This window comes from Alteromonas sp. (assembly GCF_984505615.1).
In genome coordinates this window covers 196,378-217,977 of sequence record NZ_CFHOXV010000001.1, presented here as the reverse complement: position 1 = coordinate 217,977, position 21,600 = coordinate 196,378, and the positions used below count along the sequence as shown (strand labels likewise).

16 protein-coding genes are annotated in these 21,600 nt (G+C 47.2%); 10 read left to right on the top strand and 6 right to left on the bottom strand.

Annotated elements, in window-relative coordinates; translation table 11 throughout:
• Positions 1-2 precede the first annotated feature (2 nt).
• Positions 3-902: an AraC family transcriptional regulator gene (locus AC4PME_RS00895; RefSeq protein WP_491044507.1), complete on the top strand. Its 900-nt coding sequence runs from the start codon at positions 3-5 to the stop codon at positions 900-902.
• Positions 903-1,014: 112 nt separating this feature from the next.
• Positions 1,015-1,839, top strand: a complete 825-nt coding sequence (locus AC4PME_RS00890) for a phytanoyl-CoA dioxygenase family protein (RefSeq protein WP_491044508.1) — start codon at positions 1,015-1,017, stop codon at positions 1,837-1,839.
• Positions 1,840-1,869: 30 nt separating this feature from the next.
• Here the strand turns inward: AC4PME_RS00890 and AC4PME_RS00885 are convergent, their stop codons facing one another.
• Positions 1,870-2,613, bottom strand: a complete 744-nt coding sequence (locus AC4PME_RS00885; RefSeq protein ID WP_491044509.1) for a TrmH family RNA methyltransferase — start codon at positions 2,611-2,613, stop codon at positions 1,870-1,872.
• A 176-nt stretch (positions 2,614-2,789) separates the two neighbouring features.
• Here AC4PME_RS00885 and rlmE point away from each other — a divergent pair, with 176 nt between their 5' ends.
• Positions 2,790-3,410 (top strand): 23S rRNA (uridine(2552)-2'-O)-methyltransferase RlmE, encoded by a 621-nt coding sequence (gene rlmE, locus AC4PME_RS00880; protein WP_474843467.1) that lies wholly within the window; start codon positions 2,790-2,792, stop codon positions 3,408-3,410.
• Positions 3,411-3,468: 58 nt separating this feature from the next.
• On the opposite strand, the gene fdxA is transcribed toward rlmE, so the two are convergent.
• Positions 3,469-3,792, bottom strand: coding sequence for a ferredoxin FdxA (gene fdxA, locus AC4PME_RS00875; protein WP_119502361.1), 324 nt, complete (start codon positions 3,790-3,792; stop codon positions 3,469-3,471).
• Between the two features lie 156 nt (positions 3,793-3,948).
• Here fdxA and AC4PME_RS00870 point away from each other — a divergent pair, with 156 nt between their 5' ends.
• A complete protein-coding gene (locus AC4PME_RS00870; RefSeq protein ID WP_491044510.1) occupies positions 3,949-5,580 on the top strand; it encodes an NAD(P)/FAD-dependent oxidoreductase in 1,632 nt (543 codons plus the stop codon).
• Between the two features lie 48 nt (positions 5,581-5,628).
• Here the strand turns inward: AC4PME_RS00870 and AC4PME_RS00865 are convergent, their stop codons facing one another.
• Positions 5,629-7,512 carry a PAS domain-containing hybrid sensor histidine kinase/response regulator gene (locus AC4PME_RS00865; RefSeq protein ID WP_491044511.1) on the bottom strand — a complete coding sequence of 628 codons (1,884 nt, stop codon included), beginning with the start codon at positions 7,510-7,512 and terminating at the stop codon, positions 5,629-5,631.
• Positions 7,513-8,047: 535 nt separating this feature from the next.
• Between AC4PME_RS00865 and AC4PME_RS00860 the strand changes: the two genes are divergently transcribed.
• From AC4PME_RS00860 to AC4PME_RS00835, 6 genes are all read left to right on the top strand, one after another.
• Positions 8,048-9,067, top strand: a complete 1,020-nt coding sequence (locus tag AC4PME_RS00860; protein ID WP_232373569.1) for a glycoside hydrolase family 43 protein — start codon at positions 8,048-8,050, stop codon at positions 9,065-9,067.
• Positions 9,067-10,497 (top strand): sugar porter family MFS transporter, encoded by a 1,431-nt coding sequence (locus AC4PME_RS00855; RefSeq protein WP_491044512.1) that lies wholly within the window; start codon positions 9,067-9,069, stop codon positions 10,495-10,497. The genes AC4PME_RS00860 and AC4PME_RS00855 overlap by 1 nt, the downstream gene beginning before the upstream one ends.
• A gap of 295 nt (positions 10,498-10,792) precedes the next feature.
• A complete protein-coding gene (locus tag AC4PME_RS00850; RefSeq protein WP_491044513.1) occupies positions 10,793-12,949 on the top strand; it encodes an alpha-glucuronidase family glycosyl hydrolase in 2,157 nt (718 codons plus the stop codon).
• Positions 12,950-12,999: 50 nt separating this feature from the next.
• On the top strand, positions 13,000-14,208 hold the full coding sequence (gene manD / locus AC4PME_RS00845) for a D-mannonate dehydratase ManD (RefSeq protein WP_491044514.1): 1,209 nt from the start codon (positions 13,000-13,002) through the stop codon (positions 14,206-14,208).
• Between the two features lie 144 nt (positions 14,209-14,352).
• Positions 14,353-17,076, top strand: a complete 2,724-nt coding sequence (locus tag AC4PME_RS00840) for a glycoside hydrolase family 3 C-terminal domain-containing protein (RefSeq protein ID WP_491044515.1) — start codon at positions 14,353-14,355, stop codon at positions 17,074-17,076.
• 13 nt (positions 17,077-17,089) lie between these two features.
• Positions 17,090-18,202, top strand: a complete 1,113-nt coding sequence (locus tag AC4PME_RS00835; protein ID WP_491044516.1) for an endo-1,4-beta-xylanase — start codon at positions 17,090-17,092, stop codon at positions 18,200-18,202.
• Between the two features lie 44 nt (positions 18,203-18,246).
• Here AC4PME_RS00835 and AC4PME_RS00830 read toward each other — a convergent pair whose 3' ends face one another.
• From AC4PME_RS00830 to AC4PME_RS00820, 3 genes are read right to left on the bottom strand one after another with little or no spacing between them, the layout of a single operon-like run.
• Complete coding sequence (locus AC4PME_RS00830) at positions 18,247-19,746, bottom strand: tryptophan halogenase family protein (RefSeq protein ID WP_491044517.1); 1,500 nt, start codon at positions 19,744-19,746, stop codon at positions 18,247-18,249.
• Positions 19,747-19,755: 9 nt separating this feature from the next.
• Positions 19,756-20,790, bottom strand: coding sequence for a cupin-like domain-containing protein (locus AC4PME_RS00825; protein ID WP_491044518.1), 1,035 nt, complete (start codon positions 20,788-20,790; stop codon positions 19,756-19,758).
• A complete protein-coding gene (locus AC4PME_RS00820; RefSeq protein ID WP_491044519.1) occupies positions 20,787-21,536 on the bottom strand; it encodes a SapC family protein in 750 nt (249 codons plus the stop codon). Before AC4PME_RS00820 ends, AC4PME_RS00825 begins: the two co-directional genes overlap by 4 nt.
• Positions 21,537-21,600 lie beyond the last annotated feature (64 nt).

Sequence of the window (21,600 nt, the reverse complement as noted above, 5' to 3'; positions counted from 1 at the left end):
CTATGCAACAGCCGCAACTCGAACTGGTCAGTTATAGCACCGGCAGCTCATTTCAGCTGATGAGGCGGCGTGCAACCAATTTCCGTGATGATCACCAGCTGCATTTTCATCCCCAGTACGAATTAACCTGGATCATCAACAGTGCCGGTCTGCGTTACGTGGGTGACAGCGTGGAATATTATCAGCCGAACGATTTAGTGTTGTGCGGACCTGATTTACCCCATTGCTGGCAGAATAATACAGTCAGCCATGCTCAACACGGTGAGAGTGCTGAAAACGCGCAAACAGACGCCGCCGAGTGGTTCACCATTCAGTTTGATACCAGTTTGCTGCCTGCAGGCATGGAGGATATGGCAGAGTTTCAGGATATCGCCGGAATGCTTCGTCAGTCTGCATACGGCTTGCAGTTTACCGGCGTGCCGGCTGAGATATTTTCGCAACTCAACGGATTGGAAGCTGAATCCGGATTGGCCAGATACACCCGGTTGCTAACATTACTGGCATCACTGAGTGGCCTGAAAGCACGCACCCTGGTGACAGCTGATTTTTTCCAGTACAACACGGTGAGTCAGGCGTCGGTAAACACTCTCAATAAAGTGCATCAGCACATCAAAAACCATTTTGCTTCGGCACTGTCACAAAGCGAAGTGGCTGCCTTATCGGGTATGACACCCACCGCGTTCAGTCGCTTTTATAAGTCCGCCACCGGCCGCACGTTCTCTGCCATGGTGAAACTCATCAGAATTAACGAAGCCTGTAAGATGCTGGCGGGATCATCGCTTCCCGTTACGACCATCGCCCTGAATTGCGGCTATCAGCACACATCTCATTTCATCAGTCAGTTTAAAGACATCAAAGGCATGACTCCCGCGGCTTACCGGGCCCATTTGCAATCTAATTGAGTGCAAGAACAAGTGACTGCAAGAAACTGCTATGCGAAAGGTAAAATCCTTGTATTTAATTTTGTAGCATGTTTGTAAATTGGTGTTTCTGTTAATCATCAGGACAATCACCATGAATCAAACGGACTATGGCCGTCAGGGCGACGACTATATTGTGTCACCGGAACAAAAGGCGCTTTATCAGGAGCACGGTTACATCACGCTGCGCAATGTACTTACCGGCGAAGAACTGAATGACATCGAACAGGAATTTGACCACTTTATTAGCGGAAGCGTGCCGGATATGGGACGTGACTTCTGCGATATGAGCGGCCCCTATGACCGCAAATTTGAAGACTTCGCGCTGGTGAATGCCATGCTGCCAACAAAATACAAACCGGCTCTGCAGGGAAATATTTACGAGAAGCTCAGCGCTTCCATTGCAAAGCAGTTAATTGGCGATGATGCCACACTGGATTACGATCAGTTTCTGGCAAAACGACCCGCCCGTCCCGATGCTAAATTTACTCTGCATCAGGATCTCGGTTACTGGCCCACCGGTACACCGGACACCATTACAGCGACCTGCTCGCTGGCCGTTGATGATGCAAATTCTGAAAACGGCTGCTTGTATGTGATCCCGGGTTCACATCAGCAGGGGTTGCGGGTGCATAAACCGGTGCACGGTAAAGACAGGGAAAGTTCGCACATTCTGGGTGTGGCGCTGCTGGACGGGGAAACACTGGTGGAATTGCCGCTGAACAAGGGCGACATTACCGTGCACAATGAGCTCATCCTGCATGGCTCAGGTGGGAACAGCTCTGAAACCAGCTGGCGGCGCACCTACATTACGGCTTTCAGAAGCAAAGCCTGTGTGGAATTCGAACGCAAAATCGGCTTTACCCATTCACATAATGACAAGGTGAACTGGGCCACGCATCTGGGCGCCCTGAAGTAGAAATCATTACTCAGGCATGCACTGTGGTTATCAGCTGTTGCTCAGTGACAACTGATACACGCACATGCCTACCGCGCTGGCCAGATTCAGTGATTCAATCTGACCGTTGCCGGGAATGGTAAAGGCCTCAGCGCCGGCCCGGGCCAGTGCGTCTTCCGGTATACCACGGGCTTCGTTGCCAAACAGATAGCAGGGAAAATCGTTGAACTGCGGGTCGCTGATGGCTTTACCGTTAAGATCAAGGCAGGCAAAGCGGGTAAAGCGTTGCTGACATTCATCCAGCGTAACCTCGGTTTCTACCGGCAGATGAAAAATCGCACCCATACTCGCACGCACTGCTTTAGAATTAAACGGGTCAACGCTGTTGGGGCTCAGCAGTAACCGGAAGCCTCCGAACCAGGCCAGAGAACGTAAAATGGTGCCCAGGTTTCCGGGATCCTGAATTTCATGTAAATAAATACTTCGCTCACAGGCTGTTTTATTTTCAGGTGCCACAGCATGGGCTGCCAGCGGCACTCTGGCAATCACACCCTGCGGCGTTTTGGTATCGCTGAGTGAAGCCATTTGCCGGTCGGTAACGGTAACCACATCAAAACGGGTGTCCAGCTCAATGCCACGGGAGAGCCAGCTTTCTGTTACGTACAACGTGACGGTCTGTGCTATCAATGGCGAGCGTTGCAGTTCCTGAATTAAATGCTCACCTTCAACAAGATAAAAGCCAAACTGCGAACGGTATTTCTTCTGGTGCAGTTTTTTTACGTCGTCTAATTTCATGTGCAGGTAAGTTCCGGAAACAGTGTTGCAAAAAGCGGTAATAAGCTGCGCATTGTAGCCTGTAACCGCAGGGAAGTCAGGCAGGCTGTGAAGTTTGTTGGTGCGCTGCATTTGCAAAACTGCCGTGCGTGATTACAATGAACGCCGTTTTCCCTTTAGCTACTGCAGAACTGACTATGGCCCGCTCAAAAACCAGCAAAAAATGGATGGAAGAACACGTTAACGATCCCTACGTTAAAAAAGCGCAGGCTGACGGTTACCGTTCACGGGCAAGTTATAAGCTTCTCGAAATCAATGAAAAAGACAAATTGTTCCGTCCCGGCAGTGTGGTCATGGATCTGGGTTCTGCACCCGGTGGCTGGTCGCAAATTGTGGCGCCCATCGTTGGTGACAACGGGCGGGTGATTGCGTCAGATATTCTGCCCATGGACAGCATCATCGGCGTGGATTTTATTCAGGGCGATTTCACTGATGAAGCCGTTTATGACCAGATCCTGAATACCCTCGGGGATGACAGGGTGGATGTGGTGGTGTCTGATATGGCGCCGAACATGAGTGGCGTAAATACCACCGATCAGTATGCGTCTATGTATCTGGTTGAGCTGGCACTGGATATGGCCAGAAACGTATTGCAACCGGGTGGCAGCTTCTGTGCAAAAGTGTTTCAGGGCGTAGGCTACGACGAATACGTGAAAGATGTACGAACGTCATTTTCAAAAGTGGTGGTAAGAAAACCTGCGGCGTCCCGCCCGCGTTCCCGGGAAGTGTATCTGGTAGCTACCGGATTCAAGGGCTGAACCGGCTTGTATGCGCCAGCGGCGGCGCATACTGCATGCTAAGGCTGTTTGTCGCTGCTCAGCGTTCCAGCAGCGGCAGTTTGTCCGGTACACCGTTCCAGCTGTCGGCATCCTCCGGCGGCGCAATTACCTCTGTAATATTCGGCCATTGCTGACTCAGTTCCGCATTGATTTCCTGCCAGGGCTTTTGCTCTTCCGTCAAATGGGTATCCTGAATAATCGCTTCGGCAGGGCATTCCGGCACACATAAAGCACAATCAATACAAATAGCCGGATCGATAGCCAGAAAGTTCGGACCTTCAAAAAATGCATCCACCGGACACACGGCGACGCAGTCGGTGTATTTGCACTTCACGCAGTTGTCGGTTACTACAAATGTCATGGTTTATCCGCATGTCTGAAAATGTGGGCGGATTATAAGTGTAAAGCAGAGGGATCAAAAGACAAATGCCGGTGAATGTCTACCGGATCGTCAATATCTGCATTACACTATGCTGGCTCTGACAGACAGGCTGTCCGGCGAACCAGGAAATCCCTCATGTTGCGTTTAACCGATATAAAACTTCCCCTCGATCATAACGAAGATGCTTTGCCGCAGGCCATCATCAGTAAGCTTGGCATTACTGCCGGTGATTTGCTTGAAACCAGTGTGTTCAAGCGCGGTTATGACGCCCGCAACAATAAAGACATTCAGCTGATTTACACGGTGGATGTATCGGTAAACCATGAGGAAAAACTGCTGGAAAAATTTGCCTCTGATCAGCAGGTCAGAGTCACGCCGGATATGTCGTATAAGTTTGTTGCGCAGGCACCGGAAAATCTGAATAACCGCCCGGTGGTGGTGGGTCTCGGCCCATGCGGTATTTTCGCCGCGTTAATCCTCGCCCAGATGGGCTTTAAACCCATTGTGCTTGAGCGGGGTAAGGCGGTGCGGGAACGTACCAAAGACACTTTCGGTTTCTGGCGCAAACAGCCCTTAAATCCCGAATCCAATGTGCAGTTCGGGGAAGGCGGTGCCGGCACATTCTCAGACGGCAAGCTGTACAGTCAGGTAAAAGATCGCAAACATTACGGACGTAAAGTGCTGCATGAATTTGTGGAAGCCGGTGCGCCGGAAGAAATTCTATATGTGAGTAAGCCCCACATCGGTACATTCAAGCTGGTGAGCATGGTTGAGAAAATGCGTCAGCAAATCATCGATCTTGGCGGTGAAATCCGTTTCTCCACGCGGGTAGAAAAACTCGATATGGATGAAAAAGAGGGTGAATATGCGGTGAAAGGCCTGCATTTGTCTGACGGCGGCTATCTGGCCTGTAAGCAAGTGATTCTGGCGTTAGGTCACAGTGCCCGCGACACCTTTCAGAACCTGTACGAACAGGGCGTATACATTGAAGCAAAACCTTTCTCTATCGGTTTTCGCATTGAACACGAACAGAGCATGATTGATAAATGCCGTTTCGGTGATAACGCCGGTAACCCCATCCTGGGGGCTGCCGATTACAAACTGGTGCATCATTGTAAAAATGGCCGCACGGTGTACAGTTTCTGTATGTGCCCCGGCGGTACCGTGGTTGCCGCGGCCTCTGAGCCTGGTCGTGTGGTCACCAATGGCATGAGCCAGTATTCCCGCCATGAACGCAATGCGAACAGTGCTATTGTGGTAGGGATTACACCGGATGAAGATTATCCGGGTCACCCGCTGGCGGGTATTGAATTACAGCGCAGGCTGGAGGAAATGGCCTTTAAAGCCGGTGGCGAAAACTACCATGCACCGGGCCAGCTTATCGGCGATTTTCTTGCCGGTAAGCCAAGTGCAGAGCTGGGAGACGTCACACCGTCCTATACCCCGGGCGTTACATTGACAGATTTAAGCAAAGTGGTGCCGGACTATGTAACAGACGCTATCCGCGAAGCCATTCCTGCATTCGACCGCCAGATAAAAGGCTTTGCCAAAGCTGACGGCACACTGACCGGTGTGGAAACCCGCACCTCGTCACCGGTTTGTATTAAGCGCGGCAAGGATTGCCAGAGCGTGAACGTGAAAGGTTTGTACCCGGCAGGAGAGGGCGCAGGCTATGCAGGCGGGATCTGGTCTGCAGGCATTGACGGCATCCGCGTGGCAGAGGCGCTGGCTTTGGCATTTACAAATCAGGTTGACTCACGGAGCTGACGATTTGCCGGTTGACGGTGATGGTGAGTAAATTAGCGTAGCCGGTAATCAGCGGTTTTTCTTACGTAAATATAAGTCCAGTCTACTGTATAGCTTACCGGCCTCAACGGGTTTAGCGAGATGCTCATTAAAACCTCCGTCAAGGTATGTTTTGATGTCCTCTGGCATCACGTTAGCAGTAAGTGCGAGTATGGGAATTGTGCTGTTATCGCGGCGAATCTGTTTACAGGCTTCAAGGCCGTCTAATTCAGGCATCTGTATGTCCATCAAAATTAAATCAGGTTTAAATATTTGAGTTAATTCAACGGCCTCATGTCCATTCTCCGCTACCCTGACTTCGGCATTGGTTTTCTCCAGCATTGATGTAATGATGACCTGATTAATATCATTATCTTCGGCAACGAGAATTCTTTTACCGGTGAGATCAGGGGCTCTGGCGTTTGATATTTTTATTGGCTCTGCCTTTTCGCCTTTTCCCAGAGGTAAAGTAACGGAAAAGGTAGTCCCTTTATCCTTCTGACTGGTCACCGTCAGTGTGCCATTCATCAGTTCTACAAGGCTTTTTGTTATGGCCATTCCCAAGCCGGTACCGCCATATTTGCGGGTGGTTGATGTATCTGCTTGTGTAAACCTCTCAAATAATCCGTCTATTACTTTTTGTTCCATACCAATACCTGTGTCGATAACCTGAATCGTCAACGCTGACGAGGCCGTGGTTTGCTCAGAGTACATTGCAACTGTGACGCTACCGGTATCTGTGAACTTTACTGCGTTAGAAATGAGGTTCGTGATAATTTGCTTTACTCTTACCGGGTCTCCCAACCAAACATCGTGTAGATTCTTTTGCAGGGAGCTTCGGAATACAATGTTCTTTGCCTTTGCACGGGGAACAAAATTGGAGGCGACCTCGTTTAACAGTTGTCTGATAGAAAATGCTATTTTTTCAAGGGATAACATCTCTGCCTCAATTTTTGAGAAATCCAGGATGTCATTAACTATCTTAAGCAGGTAGTAAGACGAAGTAAGCGCATTGCTTAAGAGTTTTCTGTCAGAAGACTTAGTCAATTCGTCATCAAGTAACTGAAGGGTGCCCAGAATACCATTCATAGGCGTACGAATCTCATGGCTCATTGTGGCCAGAAAGCGACTTTTGGCAATATTCGCAACTTCGGCCTTACTTTTTGCTGCTTCCAGCTCCAGAGATTTTTTAACCCGTTCAGTTACATCCTGAAATGTACCGAAAATAGTACTAATACTTCCTGTCGCGTCATGTTCTACCATTCCCTTACTATGCACATGTCGTACTTCACCGGACGGACGGACAATTCTTAACTTTACTTCCCAACCTTCTCCTTTTTTGATTGCCCCATTAATGTAATTCTGAACAATAGAAATATCGTCCGGATGGTAAAAATCGATGGCAGATTGCAGCGTTGGTTCATAATCACTTTTGCTCACGCCGTGAATGCGGTATATCTCATCGGACCAAAATACCTTTTCATTTACAACGTCAACACTCCAGTGTCCTAAGGAAGCAATCAATTCTGCTTGTTGCAACAATGCTTTTTGTTTTCTGTCTGCTTCTTCTAATGCCACCTTCCCGGTGATAATAGTCGCCGATGCAACTATTTCGGTATCTGAGGCGGTTTTTGCAAACCACTCAAGCCAGACATACTCCCCTGAGATAGTTTTGTAACGGTTCCGAAAACCCTCAACCGTGCATTTACTATTGAAAAGTGCTGCCAACGTGGCGCTGGTAACATCCCGATCTTCAGGGTGAACGTAAGATAAAAAGGGCTGACTCTTCAGTGCATCGAGGCTCCAGCCTAAACTGACGACCCAGTAGTTATTCAAATAGGTATAATATCCGTCCTTGTTCGCTTTACAGACAAGCGTATTGAGGGAATCTAACAGGGACTCAGTATCAGACATTATTGCACCTCTTCCTTTCCTTTAATGATGGCGTGTAACACGTCTAAACTTTAGACGAACATCGCGAACGTCATTATCTCTTTAAATACAACTAAAAGAAAAAGCAATTATTTCAGAATCTGCATTGAGGGGCTTATGTCATTGTAGCGCCAGATTTTGAAATCCCGCTAAGGTAAATTAAGTGAATTTAACATTAAGGTAACATCACCTTCTGGAGAATGCGTTCTTACAAAATTCTGTTCTTGCAACTATTTGGTTCAAATAGATAATTTATAGTGGTGATGGCTGTGATAGGAAAAATAGTGTTGTGAAGTTTATGTTATTCATTACCTCGTTGTCTTTTTATCGTTTTCGCAGCCGTTGATATTGCCGTTAATTTACTCTCCCTGCATTATCGGGCTATGCGTTTTTCATCACTAACAGGGAGCGTAATATGACGTTTCAACCTAAACTCTCTTTAACCTTTTCAGCGATCCTGTCTGCACTCGTTCTGACAGCGTGTCAGCCACAACAACAAGATGTTGAAGACAAAGATATTCCGGTTCAAAAACATTCCGGGGATAAAAACTCAGTAAAAAGTGGATTAAGCGATCCTCTTGTTGAACATATTTATACCGCAGATCCTTCTGCACATGTTTTCAACGGACGCCTGTACATTTACCCGTCACACGATGTGGAATCAGGGATTCCCCAAAATGACAATGGCGATCATTTTGACATGCGTGATTATCATATACTCAGTATGGATGAGGTCGGCGGTGAAGTGACAGATCACGGTGTGGCTTTATCTGTGAAGGATATTCCCTGGGCCGGCCGACAGTTGTGGGCTCCGGATGCAGCTTATAAGGACGGGACTTATTACCTCTACTTTCCCCTGAAAGACAAAAACGATGTTTTTCATATCGGTGCTGCCACAAGTGACAAACCTGAAGGCCCCTTCGTGCCAGAGGCTGAACCCATTGAGGGAAGCTACAGCATGGACCCTGCCGTATTTAAGGACGATGACGGGGCTTATTACATGTACTTCGGAGGCATATGGGGAGGACAACTACAACGCTATGAAGGCGGTTCCTATAATGCTGAAGATGTCTATCCCGCAGATAATGCACCAGCGGTAAAACCTCGTATAGCGAAAATGGCCGCTGATATGCTGTCCTACGCAGAAACGCCTAAAGAAATTGAGTTGCTGGATAAAGAAGGTAACCCAATTTTGCAAGGAGATAACGATCGCCGTTTCTTTGAAGCAGCCTGGATGCACAAATATAAGGGTAAATATTATCTCTCTTACTCTACAGGTGATACGCATAAAATTGTTTATGCGACGGGTGACAATCCGTATGGCCCGTTTACTTATCAGGGGGTGATTCTGCAGCCAGTTATAGGATGGACCAATCATCATTCAATCGCTGAGTTCAAAGGAAAGTGGTACCTGTTCTATCACGATAGCTCATTATCAGATGGTCAAACTCACCTGCGAAGTGTGAAAATGACAGAGCTTACCTATAATCCGGACGGCTCTATCGTAACCATTGATCCTTACTTAGGGCAGAAGTGATGTTGGAATCTACTGCTCAGACGGCAAGTATGGATAAAGCCACGGAAGACAATATTAGTTTTGTTGTGTTTATTAGTATTGTTGCAACCATCGGTGGTTTTCTCTTCGGATTTGACAGTGGTGTCATTAATGGCACAGTTGACGGGCTGCAAAAGGCATTTAACTCACAAAGCGCCGGAACCGGGTTTAATGTATCCAGCATGTTACTAGGATGCGCAGCCGGCGCTTTCTTTGCTGGTCGTTTTGCTGACAAATATGGCCGCAGAACTTTACTGATTGTCTCTTCGGTATTGTTCATTGTGAGTGCCTGGGGCTCAGGTGTTGCTACATCCTCTTTTGAGTTTGTAATTTATCGTGTAGCAGGCGGCCTTGCTGTCGGGGCTGCTTCGGTAATGGCTCCAGCTTATATCTCGGAGGTCTCTCCTGCCCGGTACCGGGGAATGCTGACGAGTATTCAGCAAATTGCTATTCTGAGTGGTTTGTTCTCAGCATTTTTAAGTAACTACATTCTTGCCGGCGAAGCGGCAGGCTCGACAAATAAATTGTGGTTAAATTTTGAAGCATGGCGTTGGATGTTCTGGATAGAGCTGATTCCGGCTACTTTGTTTTTCGTAATGCTATGGTTTATTCCTGAGAGTCCAAGGTTTCTTGTTTCGGGTAATCAGCCAGAACGCGCCCGAAAAGTGCTCAGGAAGCTGCTTGGCGAAGATGCTGCACAAGAAAAGTTCATTGAAATAAAAAAATCACTTTCTCACGACCATCGTCCACAACTAAAGGATCTGTTTGATAAAACAGCCGGCAGAGTGCGCCCGGTTGTGTGGGTGGGTCTGGGTCTGGCTGCATTCCAGCAACTTGTGGGTATTAACGTAGTTTTTTACTACGGAGCAGTGCTATGGCAGGCCGTTGGCTTTTCTGAGTCTGACGCGTTACTTATCAACGTTCTAAGCGGAGCTATCAGTATTTCAGCTTGTGTGTTGACCCTCCTGGTCATTGATAAAATTGGACGTAAACCCTTGCTGAAGTGGGGATCGATAGGCATGACTCTGACTCTCGGTGTGCTGGTAGTCGCTTTTATGAATGCCTCTCAGGGGGCCGGCGGCAAACTCATACTGGGAGAGTGGGGTACATTAGCCCTGGTTTCTGCGAACCTGTATGTCTTCTTCTTTAATATGTCCTGGGGACCGGTTATGTGGGTTATGCTGGGTGAAATGTTTCCGAATCAGATACGAGGTTCCGGCCTGGCTGTCAGCGGTCTTGTGCAATGGACGTGTAACTTTATGATTACTATTTCCTTTCCAGTATTGTTGGCAGGGACCGGCCTCGCTGGCGCATACGGGCTGTATACATTTTTCGCATTGCTTTCAGTCATATTTGTTATTCGTTTCATACACGAGACGAAGGGCAGAGAGCTCGAAAATATGGAGGGGTAATCTGTTTCTTCAGATAAACCATTGAATGCAAGTTCCCATTTTGCCAGCGCATGTCGCTGGCTTTTTTTTGATAAAGATTCAGACTTCTGAAGCAATGTGAGTGAGATAACTCAAAAAAACACAAAGGCAATAAACATTTTTCATAAAAAAAGTATGAGGTAGTTACCTTATTATTAACAATGAATTTATATGAGGTTAACTCTTGGTTTTCATGAAATAAGGTTAGTTATGCTGCTGCTCAGGATGCCTTATTGTTGCCGGATTAATATTACGCGTAAAATATTTTAAGGACGTTATGAAGTATCTGATCGTTTTTTTCCTGCTAGTGTCACAATGCGGATTTGCTTCAAATTTGTTCCACGGAGAAGATGGATACCGTCTCTGGCTCAAATACGATGCTATACAGCAATCTGAGCTGTTAAAAAGTTATACTGAATTGCTAGGAAATTACCATGTCTACGGTGATTCAGACACCATGCAGGTCGCCAGAGAAGAACTACAATTCGCTCTTGGTAATATGATAAATCGTTCCCGCCATGTGGGTGCGGACGAGGCCACTTTACTCGTGGCCAGTGGTGAAAATGCAACTCAACTCGCTGAGCGGTATTCCGTCAATATTGGCCGGGCAGAAGGGGAAGGTTACATTGTTAAACAAGTTACGGATAACAATGAAACAAAAATAGTGGTGCTGGCTAACACTGATGCCGGGGCGCTTTACGGGGTATTCAGACTTCTGAAAGAGGTACAGTTACACAAGCCTTTGCATGCACTCAATATCATATCGGCCCCAAAAATTTCCTTAAGAGTGCTTAATCATTGGGATGATCTTGATCGCCATGTAGAGCGTGGATATGCGGGGCAGTCTATTTGGGATTGGCACAAATTACCTGAATACCGGTATCAGCGGTATGTTGATTATGCCAGAGCCAACGCGTCAGTTGGTATCAACGGCACAGTACTTAATAATGTCAATGCGGACCCTCTCATATTGACTCCCCATTATCTTGAGAAGGTGAAAGTACTGGCTGATCTGTTCAGACCTTATGGAATTAAGGTTTATCTATCTGTGAAATTCAGTTCGCCGCAACTCATTGGTAATTTGTCCACATCAGATCCAATAGATCCCGAAGTTCAGCAGTGGTGGAAGGATAAAGTGGCAGAGATTTATGCAGATATACCCGATTTCGGCGGATTCCTGGTAAAGGCGAATTCTGAGGGACAACCCGGGCCGGGGGATTTTGGTCGTACTCATGCACAAGGTGCGAATATGCTTGCGAAGGCACTGGCTCCGTTTGGTGGAAATGTTATGTGGCGAGCTTTTGTTTACGCCAATGAGAAAGGCGAAGAGCGTTCCAAACAAGCGTATTCAGAGTTTACACCTCTTGACGGAAAGTTTGATGAAAACGTACTGGTTCAGGTAAAAAACGGCCCGATTGATTTTCAACCGAGGGAACCTTTTAGTCCTTTATTCGGTGCTATGCCAGAAACACCACTGATGATGGAGTTCCAAATTACTATGGAATATTTGGGATTCAGTACACATTTTGTTTATCTGGGCCCAATGTATGAGGAGGTTCTGCAGTCTGATACATATGCAAAGGGTGAAGGGAGTACGGTTGCTAAAGTTATCGATGGTGAACTGTTTGACCATCGGATTAGCGGCATGGCGGGCGTGTCGAATATCGGCACTGACCGCAACTGGACAGGGCATATCATACTGCAGTCGAACTGGTATGTGTTTGGTCGCATGGCCTGGGATCCTGAAAGCAAAGCGTCAGAGGTCGCAGAAGATTGGGTGCGTATGACACTCAGCAATGAAAAGAGCGCAGTGGCAGCTATCACGAATATGATGATGACCAGCCATCAAACCGTGGTAGATGTCATGACACCGTTAGGCTTACATCACATCATGGGAGCTGGCCACCATTACGGACCAGGTCCCTGGGTTGATAGTCTCGGACGGGATGACTGGAATTCGACTTACTATCATCGTGCGGCGAAAGACGGTATCGGGTTTGACCGTACACCCGAAGGCGTGAATGCCACAGAACAATATTTTTCTCCTTTAAAGGAGCTGTGGTCAAATCCCCAAAGTACACCCGAAAAATATCTGCTCTGGTTTCACCACTTGCCCTGGGATTTTGAGGTTGAATCCAGCGGCCGTCCATTGTGGGATGAGTTGGTTTACCGCTATTTTCAGGGCGCAGAACAAGTTAGTGAAATGGCCGCTAAATGGGATGATTTAGAAGGACAGATTGACCCTCTGCAATTCCGTCAGGTACAGATGGCGCTGGATATTCAGGAGAAAGAAGCAATTTGGTGGCGTGATGCATGTGTGCTGTATTTTCAACAATTTTCTGAGCGTCCCATACCGGCAAAGTGGTTTACACCAAAACACTCACTTGCCGAACTGAAAGCAAGATCTTTTCCCTATGCTCCGGGTCAGGGCTGACATGGTCTCAATAATGTTCACTGTATATTATTTTTTTAAGGAGTCAGTCGATGAAAATTATCGACGCTAAGGTCATTGTGTGTTCGCCCGGCCGCAATTTTGTAACGTTGAAAGTGATGACTGATGAGGGGGTGTATGGCGTCGGAGACGCAACACTTAACGGTAGAGAATTGTCCGTAGTCAGCTATCTTGAAGATCATATTATTCCTACTCTTATCGGAAAAGATCCGCAACGTATAGAAGATATCTGGCAGTTTTTGTATCGCGGCGCTTACTGGCGGCGTGGCCCCGTGGGAATGACTGCCCTTGCTGCCGTCGACATTGCGTTATGGGACATTAAGGCAAAAATAGCCAACCTGCCTCTCTATCAATTATTGGGCGGGCGTAGTCGCGACAGGATCATGACTTATACCCATGCTGACGGCGTATGTATCGAGTCGACCCTGGATGCCGTTGGTAAAGCCATTGACGCAGGGTATCAGGCAGTACGGGTGCAGTCAGGGATCCCGGGTCTGGCAAGTACTTACGGTGTTGCCAAAGATGGCAGAAAATATGAACCGGCAGACGCTGACCTTCCATCAGAAAGTGTATGGAGTACGCATAAGTATCTGAACTTTATGCCTAAACTTTTCGACGCCGTCCGCAGCCAGTATGGCGACGACATTCACTTGTTACATGATGTACATCACCGCTTAACGCCTATTGAAGCGGCGCGGCTTGGTAAGGAACTGGAACCGTACCATCTGTTCTGGATGGAAGATGCAGTTGTTGCAGAAAATCAGGAGAGCTTTCGCTTAATTCGTGAACATACGACTACACCTCTGGCAGTAGGAGAGGTATTTAATTCCATTCACGATTGCCGCTCTTTAATACAAGAGCAATATATCGATTATATCCGTTCGACGCTGGTGCATGCGGGTGGCATTACTCAAATGCGAAGATTAGCCGACTTTGCGAGTCTGTATCACGTTAAAACAGGGTTTCATGGGGCAACGGATTTGTCGCCTGTGTGTATGGGCGCGGCACTGCATTTTGATTACTGGGTACCAAATTTTGGTATTCAGGAGCATATGCCATATACGCGAGAGATGGAGTCAGTATTCTCTTTCGATTATAAATTTGAAAGGGGTTTTTTCACTCCCGGAGAGTCAGCGGGTCATGGTGTGGATATTGATGAATCGCTTGCGAAAAAATATCCCTATAAGCGGGCAATGCTGCCTGTGAATCGTTTGGAGGATGGCACGTTGTGGAACTGGTAGAAATCCTTCAGCGGGACTTCATCTCAATTTTATTTGTGTTCTGATGGCGTTTTTTTACATCTTATTTACGTTTTGAAGTGGCCCGCTTGTTCACGAATAGTGTTGGGGTATCGTGTTCTCATTGTTTACAAATGTGAGATAATCATGAGTTACATGGAAGACGTCAAACCTGCTGTCAGTTCTTTTAAAAAGCGATTTGCACTGGCAATAATTCCCCTTGCCTTAACATTGGCATCCTGCACTAAAGTTCACTCTCAGCAAGTTGTGCGTGCTGAGTCAACGGGTCACAATCAGCCGGATTATCTGAATACGGCACTTCCACTTGATAGCCGGGTTAATGCACTGGTAGAAAGTATGACGCTGGAGGAAAAAGTTGCACAGATGTACAACGATGCCCCCGCCATCACGCGGCTGGGAGTACCGGCGTATGACTATTGGAATGAAGCGTTACATGGTGTTGCCAGAGCCGGAGAAGCGACAGTGTTTCCACAGGCAATCGGGTTGGCGGCGATGTGGGACAGGGCGTTTTTGAATCAGGTCGCTACGGTGATTTCTGACGAAGGTAGAGCGAAGCACCACGAATTTAAACAGGACGGACTTAGTTACCGTTACACCGGTCTGACTTACTGGTCCCCGAATATAAATATTTTTCGCGATCCGCGGTGGGGTAGAGGTCAGGAGACCTACGGCGAAGATCCCTATCTTACAGGAGAACTTGGCGTTTCTTTTATCACCGGTCTGCAAGGCAATGATGATAAGTATTTAAAAACTGCAGCAACAGCTAAACACTTTGCTGTTCACAACGGCCCTGAGATTTCCCGCCATTCTGACAATTATGTTGTTTCAGATAAAGACCTTTACGAGACTTACCTGCCAGCTTTTGAAAAGGCTGTTACAGAAGCAAATGTAGAAGCAGTTATGTGCGCTTACAATCGTGTAAATGATGCGCCTGCTTGTGGTTCCGATATGCTTCTGAAAGAAATTCTGAGAGGTAAATACGGATTCGATGGTCATGTAATGTCAGACTGCGGTGCTATAGCTGATTTTTACGATCCTAAGGCACACAACGTCACAGCATCTCCTGCAGCTGCAGCTGCCTGGGCAGTATCCAGCGGAACCGATTTGAATTGCGGCACTGGCCGGTTAAGCAGTTTTGCTAACCTCATCTTTGCGGTACAGAAAGGTTTTATTGATGAGTCGTTAATAGACCAGGCGGTAAGCAGGCTATTTAAAACCCGCTTTAAACTCGGCATGTTTGATCCCGATGAAGATGTGCCCTTTGCATCAATATCTTCTGAATCTGTTGGTTCAGAGTCTCATCTTTCAAAAGCCATACAAGCTGCTGAGAAATCTCTGGTAATGCTCAAAAACAACGGGATTCTGCCTCTGAAAAAGGGACTTAAAGTCGCAGTTATTGGCCCTAATGCAGACAATCCTGATGTATTGGTGGGGAACTATAACGGATTACCGGTAAACCCGGTGACTGCTCTGGAGGGGATCAGAAATTATGCCGGCGTGGATAATGTGGCCTATTCAGCGGGCAGCGCATTAATTGCTGACGTATACGGGCACTGGCAGGTTCTGGATAACACTGTTTTATATCATAACGACAAAGATGGACGATTAGTACCCGGTGCTCACGCTGAATATTTCGAAGTTACGCAGGGTAAAATGTCTGACTTTTCCCGTCCGCATTTCCCTGTCGACATGTCCGGCGGGCCCGTTAGTAGTGAAGTATTAGACTCTCTTTCGTTTCGCAAAACCCATTCTCCTGTGACCAACAAAATAGCTGAAGACTATGGCATGGTGTTGAAAGCAGTTCTGATCCCGGAGAAATCCGGAGAATATCGCTTTGACGGCGCCGGTGAGATATCCATCGAAAGACGCCGTATAGACGGAAGTGTTGAACTGGAGGCGGGCGTGTCTTACGACCTGGAAATCCGGCATATATTTTCTGTGAACACTATAGCGAATACGGCTTATAGTCATTTACGCGACTGGCAAATGCGCTGGGTGAACGTTTCCACCGATTTGTTGGCTGAGTCTGAAAGCGTTGCTCAACAGGCAGATGTAATTGTGATGGCGGTAGGTATATCTCCCCGTATTGAAGGCGAAGAGATGCCGGTTAAGCTGGACGGCTTCAACTATGGCGATCGCTCTCGGATTGATTTGCCGGCGGAGCAGCAGGCGTTAATTAAAGCTATACATAAAATCGGAAAGCCGGTAGTGGTTGTTAATTTTAGTGGCAGTGCGATGGCCTTAAACTGGGAAGATGAACACGCTGATGCGATTATCCAGGCATTTTATCCGGGTGAAGCAACTGGTACAGCGCTTGCCAAAATTTTGTGGGGCGAAGTAAATCCGTCAGGCAGATTACCGGTGACTTTCTATAAAAATCTCGATGGATTTGCAGAGTTTGATGATTATTCAATGGCTAACCGGACCTATCGCTACTTCGAAGGCGAGGTCTTATACCCGTTCGGGCATGGACTGGGCTATAGTGAGATCCGATACAGTGACTTGAAAACCCCTGCGAATTTGAATTCCGGAAGTGATTTGGAAATTACAGTCAGTCTGCAAAATATGGGACCGTACGATGCAGAGCAGGTGACACAGTTGTATGTGCAGATGCCGGATGCGCCTGCAGGTACTCCACGGATAAGCTTAAAAGGATTCACCCGCACATTTTTGGAAAATCAGACCAAAGCATCCGTATCATTAACCGTACCAGCCTCAGAGCTGACATACATAAACGATAAAGGTAGCAGGGTCGCTTATAAGGGAAAATTAAATATATTCGCCGGTGATGGTCAGCCGGGCTATGTCGATGGAACACGCATCGCGCAGGCAAGTATCAACATCAATTAAGGCGGACAACATTTTGGAAAAAGCGAAAGTCATATTGGTAATGTTATGCGGAGTGATTACCGCGAGTCCGTCAGTTTGTGCACGAGAACTGGCTGAAGCCTACCATGATCAATTTCTCACAGGCACAGCCATCAGTAACGATACTTTGAGTAAAGCGTTACCCGCTACAGATACACCGGTTTGTAAGGAATTCAATGCCTTCACTGCAGAAAATGCTATGAAGTGGCAGTCCTTGCAGCCCCGTGACGGGGAATTCGATTTCAGCCTGGCAGATAAGCTGTTCGAGCTGGCAGACAGATGCGGTGCTTCAGTCATTGGCCATACGTTAATCTGGCATCAGCAAACACCAGAGTGGGTTTTTAAAGATGAAAAAGGCGCTGAGATCAGCAGAAAGCATTTACTGGAGCGCATGAAAGAACACATTTATACCATTGCAGGTCGCTATAAAGGGAGAGTACTGGGATGGGATGTGGTGAATGAGGCGTTAAACGACGATGGAAGTTTACGTGATACGCCCTGGAGAAGAATTATTGGCGATGACTACCTGATTCAGGCTTTTCGTTTTGCCAGGGAAGCAGATCCTGATGCTCAGTTGTACTATAACGATTTTAATTTATATAAGCCCGAAAAAGTGGCTGGTGCAGTCAGGCTGATACACCAGCTCACCGATGCCGGAATCGATATTTCCGCAGTGGGGATGCAGGGCCACTACTCATTATTTTATCCGGAGCTGAGCGCTGTTGAAGAGAGCATCAGGACTCTTATAAGTGCGGGAACTAAGGTTTCTCTGACAGAACTGGACGTGTCAGTGTTACCCGTCCCGGAGGAATCTTTTGATGGTGCAGACGTAAATCAACGGTATGTGGCTGATCCATTGTACGACCCCTACAGAAACGGATTGCCAGAGTCAGAGCAGAAGAGATTAGCTGATGTCTATGAAGGTCTTTTCTCATTGTTTGTGAAATATGCTGCGCATATTGACAGGGTGACGCTTTGGGGAACGTCTGATGATGAATCCTGGCGAAATAACTGGCCTGTCCGTGGACGGGTCGATTATCCGTTACTATTTGACCGGAATGGCCAACCAAAGCTGGCTTACAAAGTAATAGTAAAAAAAGCACCTTAGGTGCTTTTTTTGTATTTGCGAATGTCACTGTGAATGTAAGCGCTCTAATGCTTCACTGAAGCACAATACTGACTGACAAATGCCTCGTGCCCGGGTAACTGAGCTACCCGTTGTTTAATTTCCTGTTTGCCTTTTTCCATAGCTGCGCTAAGTTGCCCGCTACTCATCATTTTTGCTGCGGGATGCCAGGAGCCCGGCAAAATTCCTTGTCCGAGCATTACCTGAGTCCAGGAATCAACGCGAAACAACTCACCGTTTTTCTGAAAAGCATGACCATGTTCTTTAAATAATTCAATACGTTCAGCCAGACTGTCCGGAATGTTCATTTTTTTACACATTTTCCAGAATTCAGAATCGTCCCGTTCAGTTACATGATAATGCAATATAATGAAATCACGTATCTTCTCTATTTCGGCCCGCGTTTGGTTGTTATATTCATTACGCAGGCGGGTAGCATCTCCCCTGTAAGGAAACAGCTGCATAAGCCGCGTTATACCCGTTACTATTAAATGAATACTGGTGGACTCCATGGGCTCAACGAACCCCGCAGAAAGCCCGATAGCAACACAATTGTGTTGCCAGGCATGGTCACGTCTGCCAGTTTTAAATTCTATGCGACGAATTGTTTGCAGTGGGGCAGAATTCAGAGTCTTCTGAAATTGCAATTCAGCCTGTTGATCTGTGAGGAATTGACTGCTGTAAACGAATCCGTTGCCCATTCTGTGTTGTAAAGGTATTTCCCAGCGCCACCCTGCTTCATGAGCAGAAGCTACTGTATAGGGCTTTAATGGCGGGGCCAATTCAGTTTGTACGGCCAGAGCCCGGTTACAGAAAAGCCAGTGAGACCAGTCTTCATATCCGGTGTTAAGGGCTTCACCAATCAGCAGCGCTTTAAACCCTGTACAGTCAATAAAGAGATCACCCGTTAACAACCCCTGCTGCCGGAGTAAAAGCGCATAAATATCACCAGATGGGGCACGGTTGACCGCGTCAATGTTATCAACAATATGAGTGATGCCAGAGTTAACGGCTAATTTTTTTAAATAGGCAGCGTAAGCTCCGGCATCAAGATGATACGCGTAGTTGAGAGGAGAATTTTGCGTTGAGGTGAAGAATTTATTAGCTTTGGCCGCTTCCAGCTCCAGACAGTATTCTCCGTATTCTCCGGGTATGCCTCTTTCGTGAGCCTCTCTCCAGAAATGGAAAAATTCAGCCAGCCAGCCTGATTGCCCGGTTTGCCCGAAAGAGTGAATATACTCAGTTTGTTTATCGCCGAAATCAGTGAACTGAATGCCCAGTTTAAAGGTCGCGGAGGTCGCCCGCATAAATTCAGCTTCATTAATTCCCAGCAACTGGTGGAAAACGCGAAGAGGGGGGATAGTCGCCTCACCAACCCCAATAGTCGAAATATCAGAAGATTCAACCAGTGTTATGTCCACTAACGGCCCCAGTTTTTTTGCAAGTGCAGCGGCAGTCAACCAGCCTGCAGTACCACCACCGGCAATGACAACGCGGGTTTTCTCTGATTGGGTGTTTGAATCCATTGGCGAAACCTATTGATTTAACTGTCGTATTAATATGGCTCTGAGTTGCCTTGCTGTATTCTCATCCAGTGTAGCGAGAGGACCTCTTGCCTCTTCGGGAATATGGTCCGCATTACTTTCACTGGCGGAGAAAATGTAATAATCGAATATTGCTTTCCAGGCCTTCTTTTCATGAACCGGTTTATCTCTGATAGCCAGTATACTGTGCAGCAGAGCGCTCATGCCTCCTGCAAGGTAGTCCGGTGCCATACTCCACCAGTGGTTGATCATAATGTTGAAAGCATGCAGACCTTCTACCTGATGCCACCACATGGACGGGATATAGATAGCATCGCCGGGCTTGAGAGTAACTTCATAGCCATGTTCCCGCGCGCGGGCAAACTCAGGAAATTTTTGTAAATCGGGGTTGTGTATATCTACCAGCGTCACAGGCTGTCCCCCGGGGGTAATATGAAGCGGACCGGGATAAAGATGCTTAATCTGCTCAGGGGGGAAAAGATTAAAGCGCCTTTCTCCGGCTACACAACAGGCAATATTTTCCAGCGCGTCGAAATGGGCGCAGGCGATGGAATGATTCCCCATCCAGATACTTGCTAAGGGCGGAGCAGCTTCCGGGTGGGTAATTGCCGGAGGAAACCTTAGTGAATGCTCACATAACAGTCCGGGAAAGTGGGTTTGAAGCTGGTTCGAAGCAACATAGCGGGAAGGTGGATTAGCCTCGTTCAACGTTTCTGTAATTTCATCAAGCATAGTTGATACGCTGCCGTATACACTTTCGTAGTTTAAGTGCGTCAAATCAGGGCCGTAGGCGAACCGGCCGGAAACGCCGGGCGGAGCCTGGTATATCATTGCCGGCCTGCCATTATATGCCTGCTTGATTCTGTTTATCAGACGGGGCACATTGCCGGAATCCTTCACTGCGGGCCATGACTGAACTAAACCACGCATAACCAGTGGTTTATGTCTTAAAATCAGGTCTGATGGGATTGACGTCGGGGTTAAATGCGCTGTCTCCTCGACAGGAAGCCACTGTCGCTCGTTCACGTCCTGACAATCTCCATTGCATTTTTCATTTCAATGAGCCAATTCATATTTGCCAGCGAGGACTGAAGAAAAATTATATAATTCAACCAGCCTTTCCGGTGCAGTTCTGACAGTGTATGTGAAGGTAAAGAGGCGAAGGTTTCACTGCAAATAGTCTCATGTCCCTCAACGGAGATTTTCTCTCCTAAATTCAATGTAAGAGTAAAGTTAACGGGCACAAGTAGATTCAGGTGTTCCATTTCCCGGTAGAATAAATCCGCTTCTTTTTGACCTGTATCCAGCCGCTGGAGTGTTGAAGCTATTTTTTGCAAATAACCACTCTGGCCACCCTTGGGTAAGAATACAGCAGTGCCTTCGCCAGCATCATGTGAGATTCTGGGATGGTCCATATCAACATGTATAACCGGCTCAGATTGACCATCCTGTTGCTGATATCCAATCATAAACGGGCCTTTTGCAATCATTGCCGGCACATAGCGGGCCATCCAACTGCCTGCTGACGGTGGTGAAGGGTAGAGTTCATTCAGAAAAAGATTTTCCTGTGCAGAAAAACCGAGTAATGCTACTGATTGCAGACCGTGTGTGGGATGTCTGCGCAGTAAAACAGGGTATTCTTTGTGCAGATCGTCATACTCGACAGGAAAAGTAAGTACGGAGCCAACGTTATCGCCATATTGCGCCCCGTAACGGGTAAAAACCCGAAGATCTTTATGGCTAAGGTTATTGAGTAATTGTAGTTTTGCCACAGGACTTCCATTTATTCAGATATACAGCCGCAACCGGCGTCTCTTCCGGCCGCGGCTAGCTATT

What these genes read in the sequence shown, in the direction of transcription:
- AC4PME_RS00830 (WP_491044517.1), bottom strand. Translation starts at nt 19,746, where the DNA reads ATGGATTCAAACACCCAATCAGAGAAAACCCGCGTTGTCATTGCCGGT.
- AC4PME_RS00865 (WP_491044511.1), bottom strand. Translation starts at nt 7,512, where the DNA reads ATGTCTGATACTGAGTCCCTGTTAGATTCCCTCAATACGCTTGTCTGT.
- AC4PME_RS00870 (WP_491044510.1), top strand. Translation starts at nt 3,949, where the DNA reads ATGTTGCGTTTAACCGATATAAAACTTCCCCTCGATCATAACGAAGAT.
- AC4PME_RS00850 (WP_491044513.1), top strand. Translation starts at nt 10,793, where the DNA reads ATGAAGTATCTGATCGTTTTTTTCCTGCTAGTGTCACAATGCGGATTT.
- fdxA (WP_119502361.1), bottom strand. Translation starts at nt 3,792, where the DNA reads ATGACATTTGTAGTAACCGACAACTGCGTGAAGTGCAAATACACCGAC.
- AC4PME_RS00855 (WP_491044512.1), top strand. Translation starts at nt 9,067, where the DNA reads ATGTTGGAATCTACTGCTCAGACGGCAAGTATGGATAAAGCCACGGAA.
- manD (WP_491044514.1), top strand. Translation starts at nt 13,000, where the DNA reads ATGAAAATTATCGACGCTAAGGTCATTGTGTGTTCGCCCGGCCGCAAT.
- AC4PME_RS00840 (WP_491044515.1), top strand. Translation starts at nt 14,353, where the DNA reads ATGAGTTACATGGAAGACGTCAAACCTGCTGTCAGTTCTTTTAAAAAG.
- rlmE (WP_474843467.1), top strand. Translation starts at nt 2,790, where the DNA reads ATGGCCCGCTCAAAAACCAGCAAAAAATGGATGGAAGAACACGTTAAC.
- AC4PME_RS00890 (WP_491044508.1), top strand. Translation starts at nt 1,015, where the DNA reads ATGAATCAAACGGACTATGGCCGTCAGGGCGACGACTATATTGTGTCA.
- AC4PME_RS00895 (WP_491044507.1), top strand. Translation starts at nt 3, where the DNA reads ATGCAACAGCCGCAACTCGAACTGGTCAGTTATAGCACCGGCAGCTCA.
- AC4PME_RS00885 (WP_491044509.1), bottom strand. Translation starts at nt 2,613, where the DNA reads ATGAAATTAGACGACGTAAAAAAACTGCACCAGAAGAAATACCGTTCG.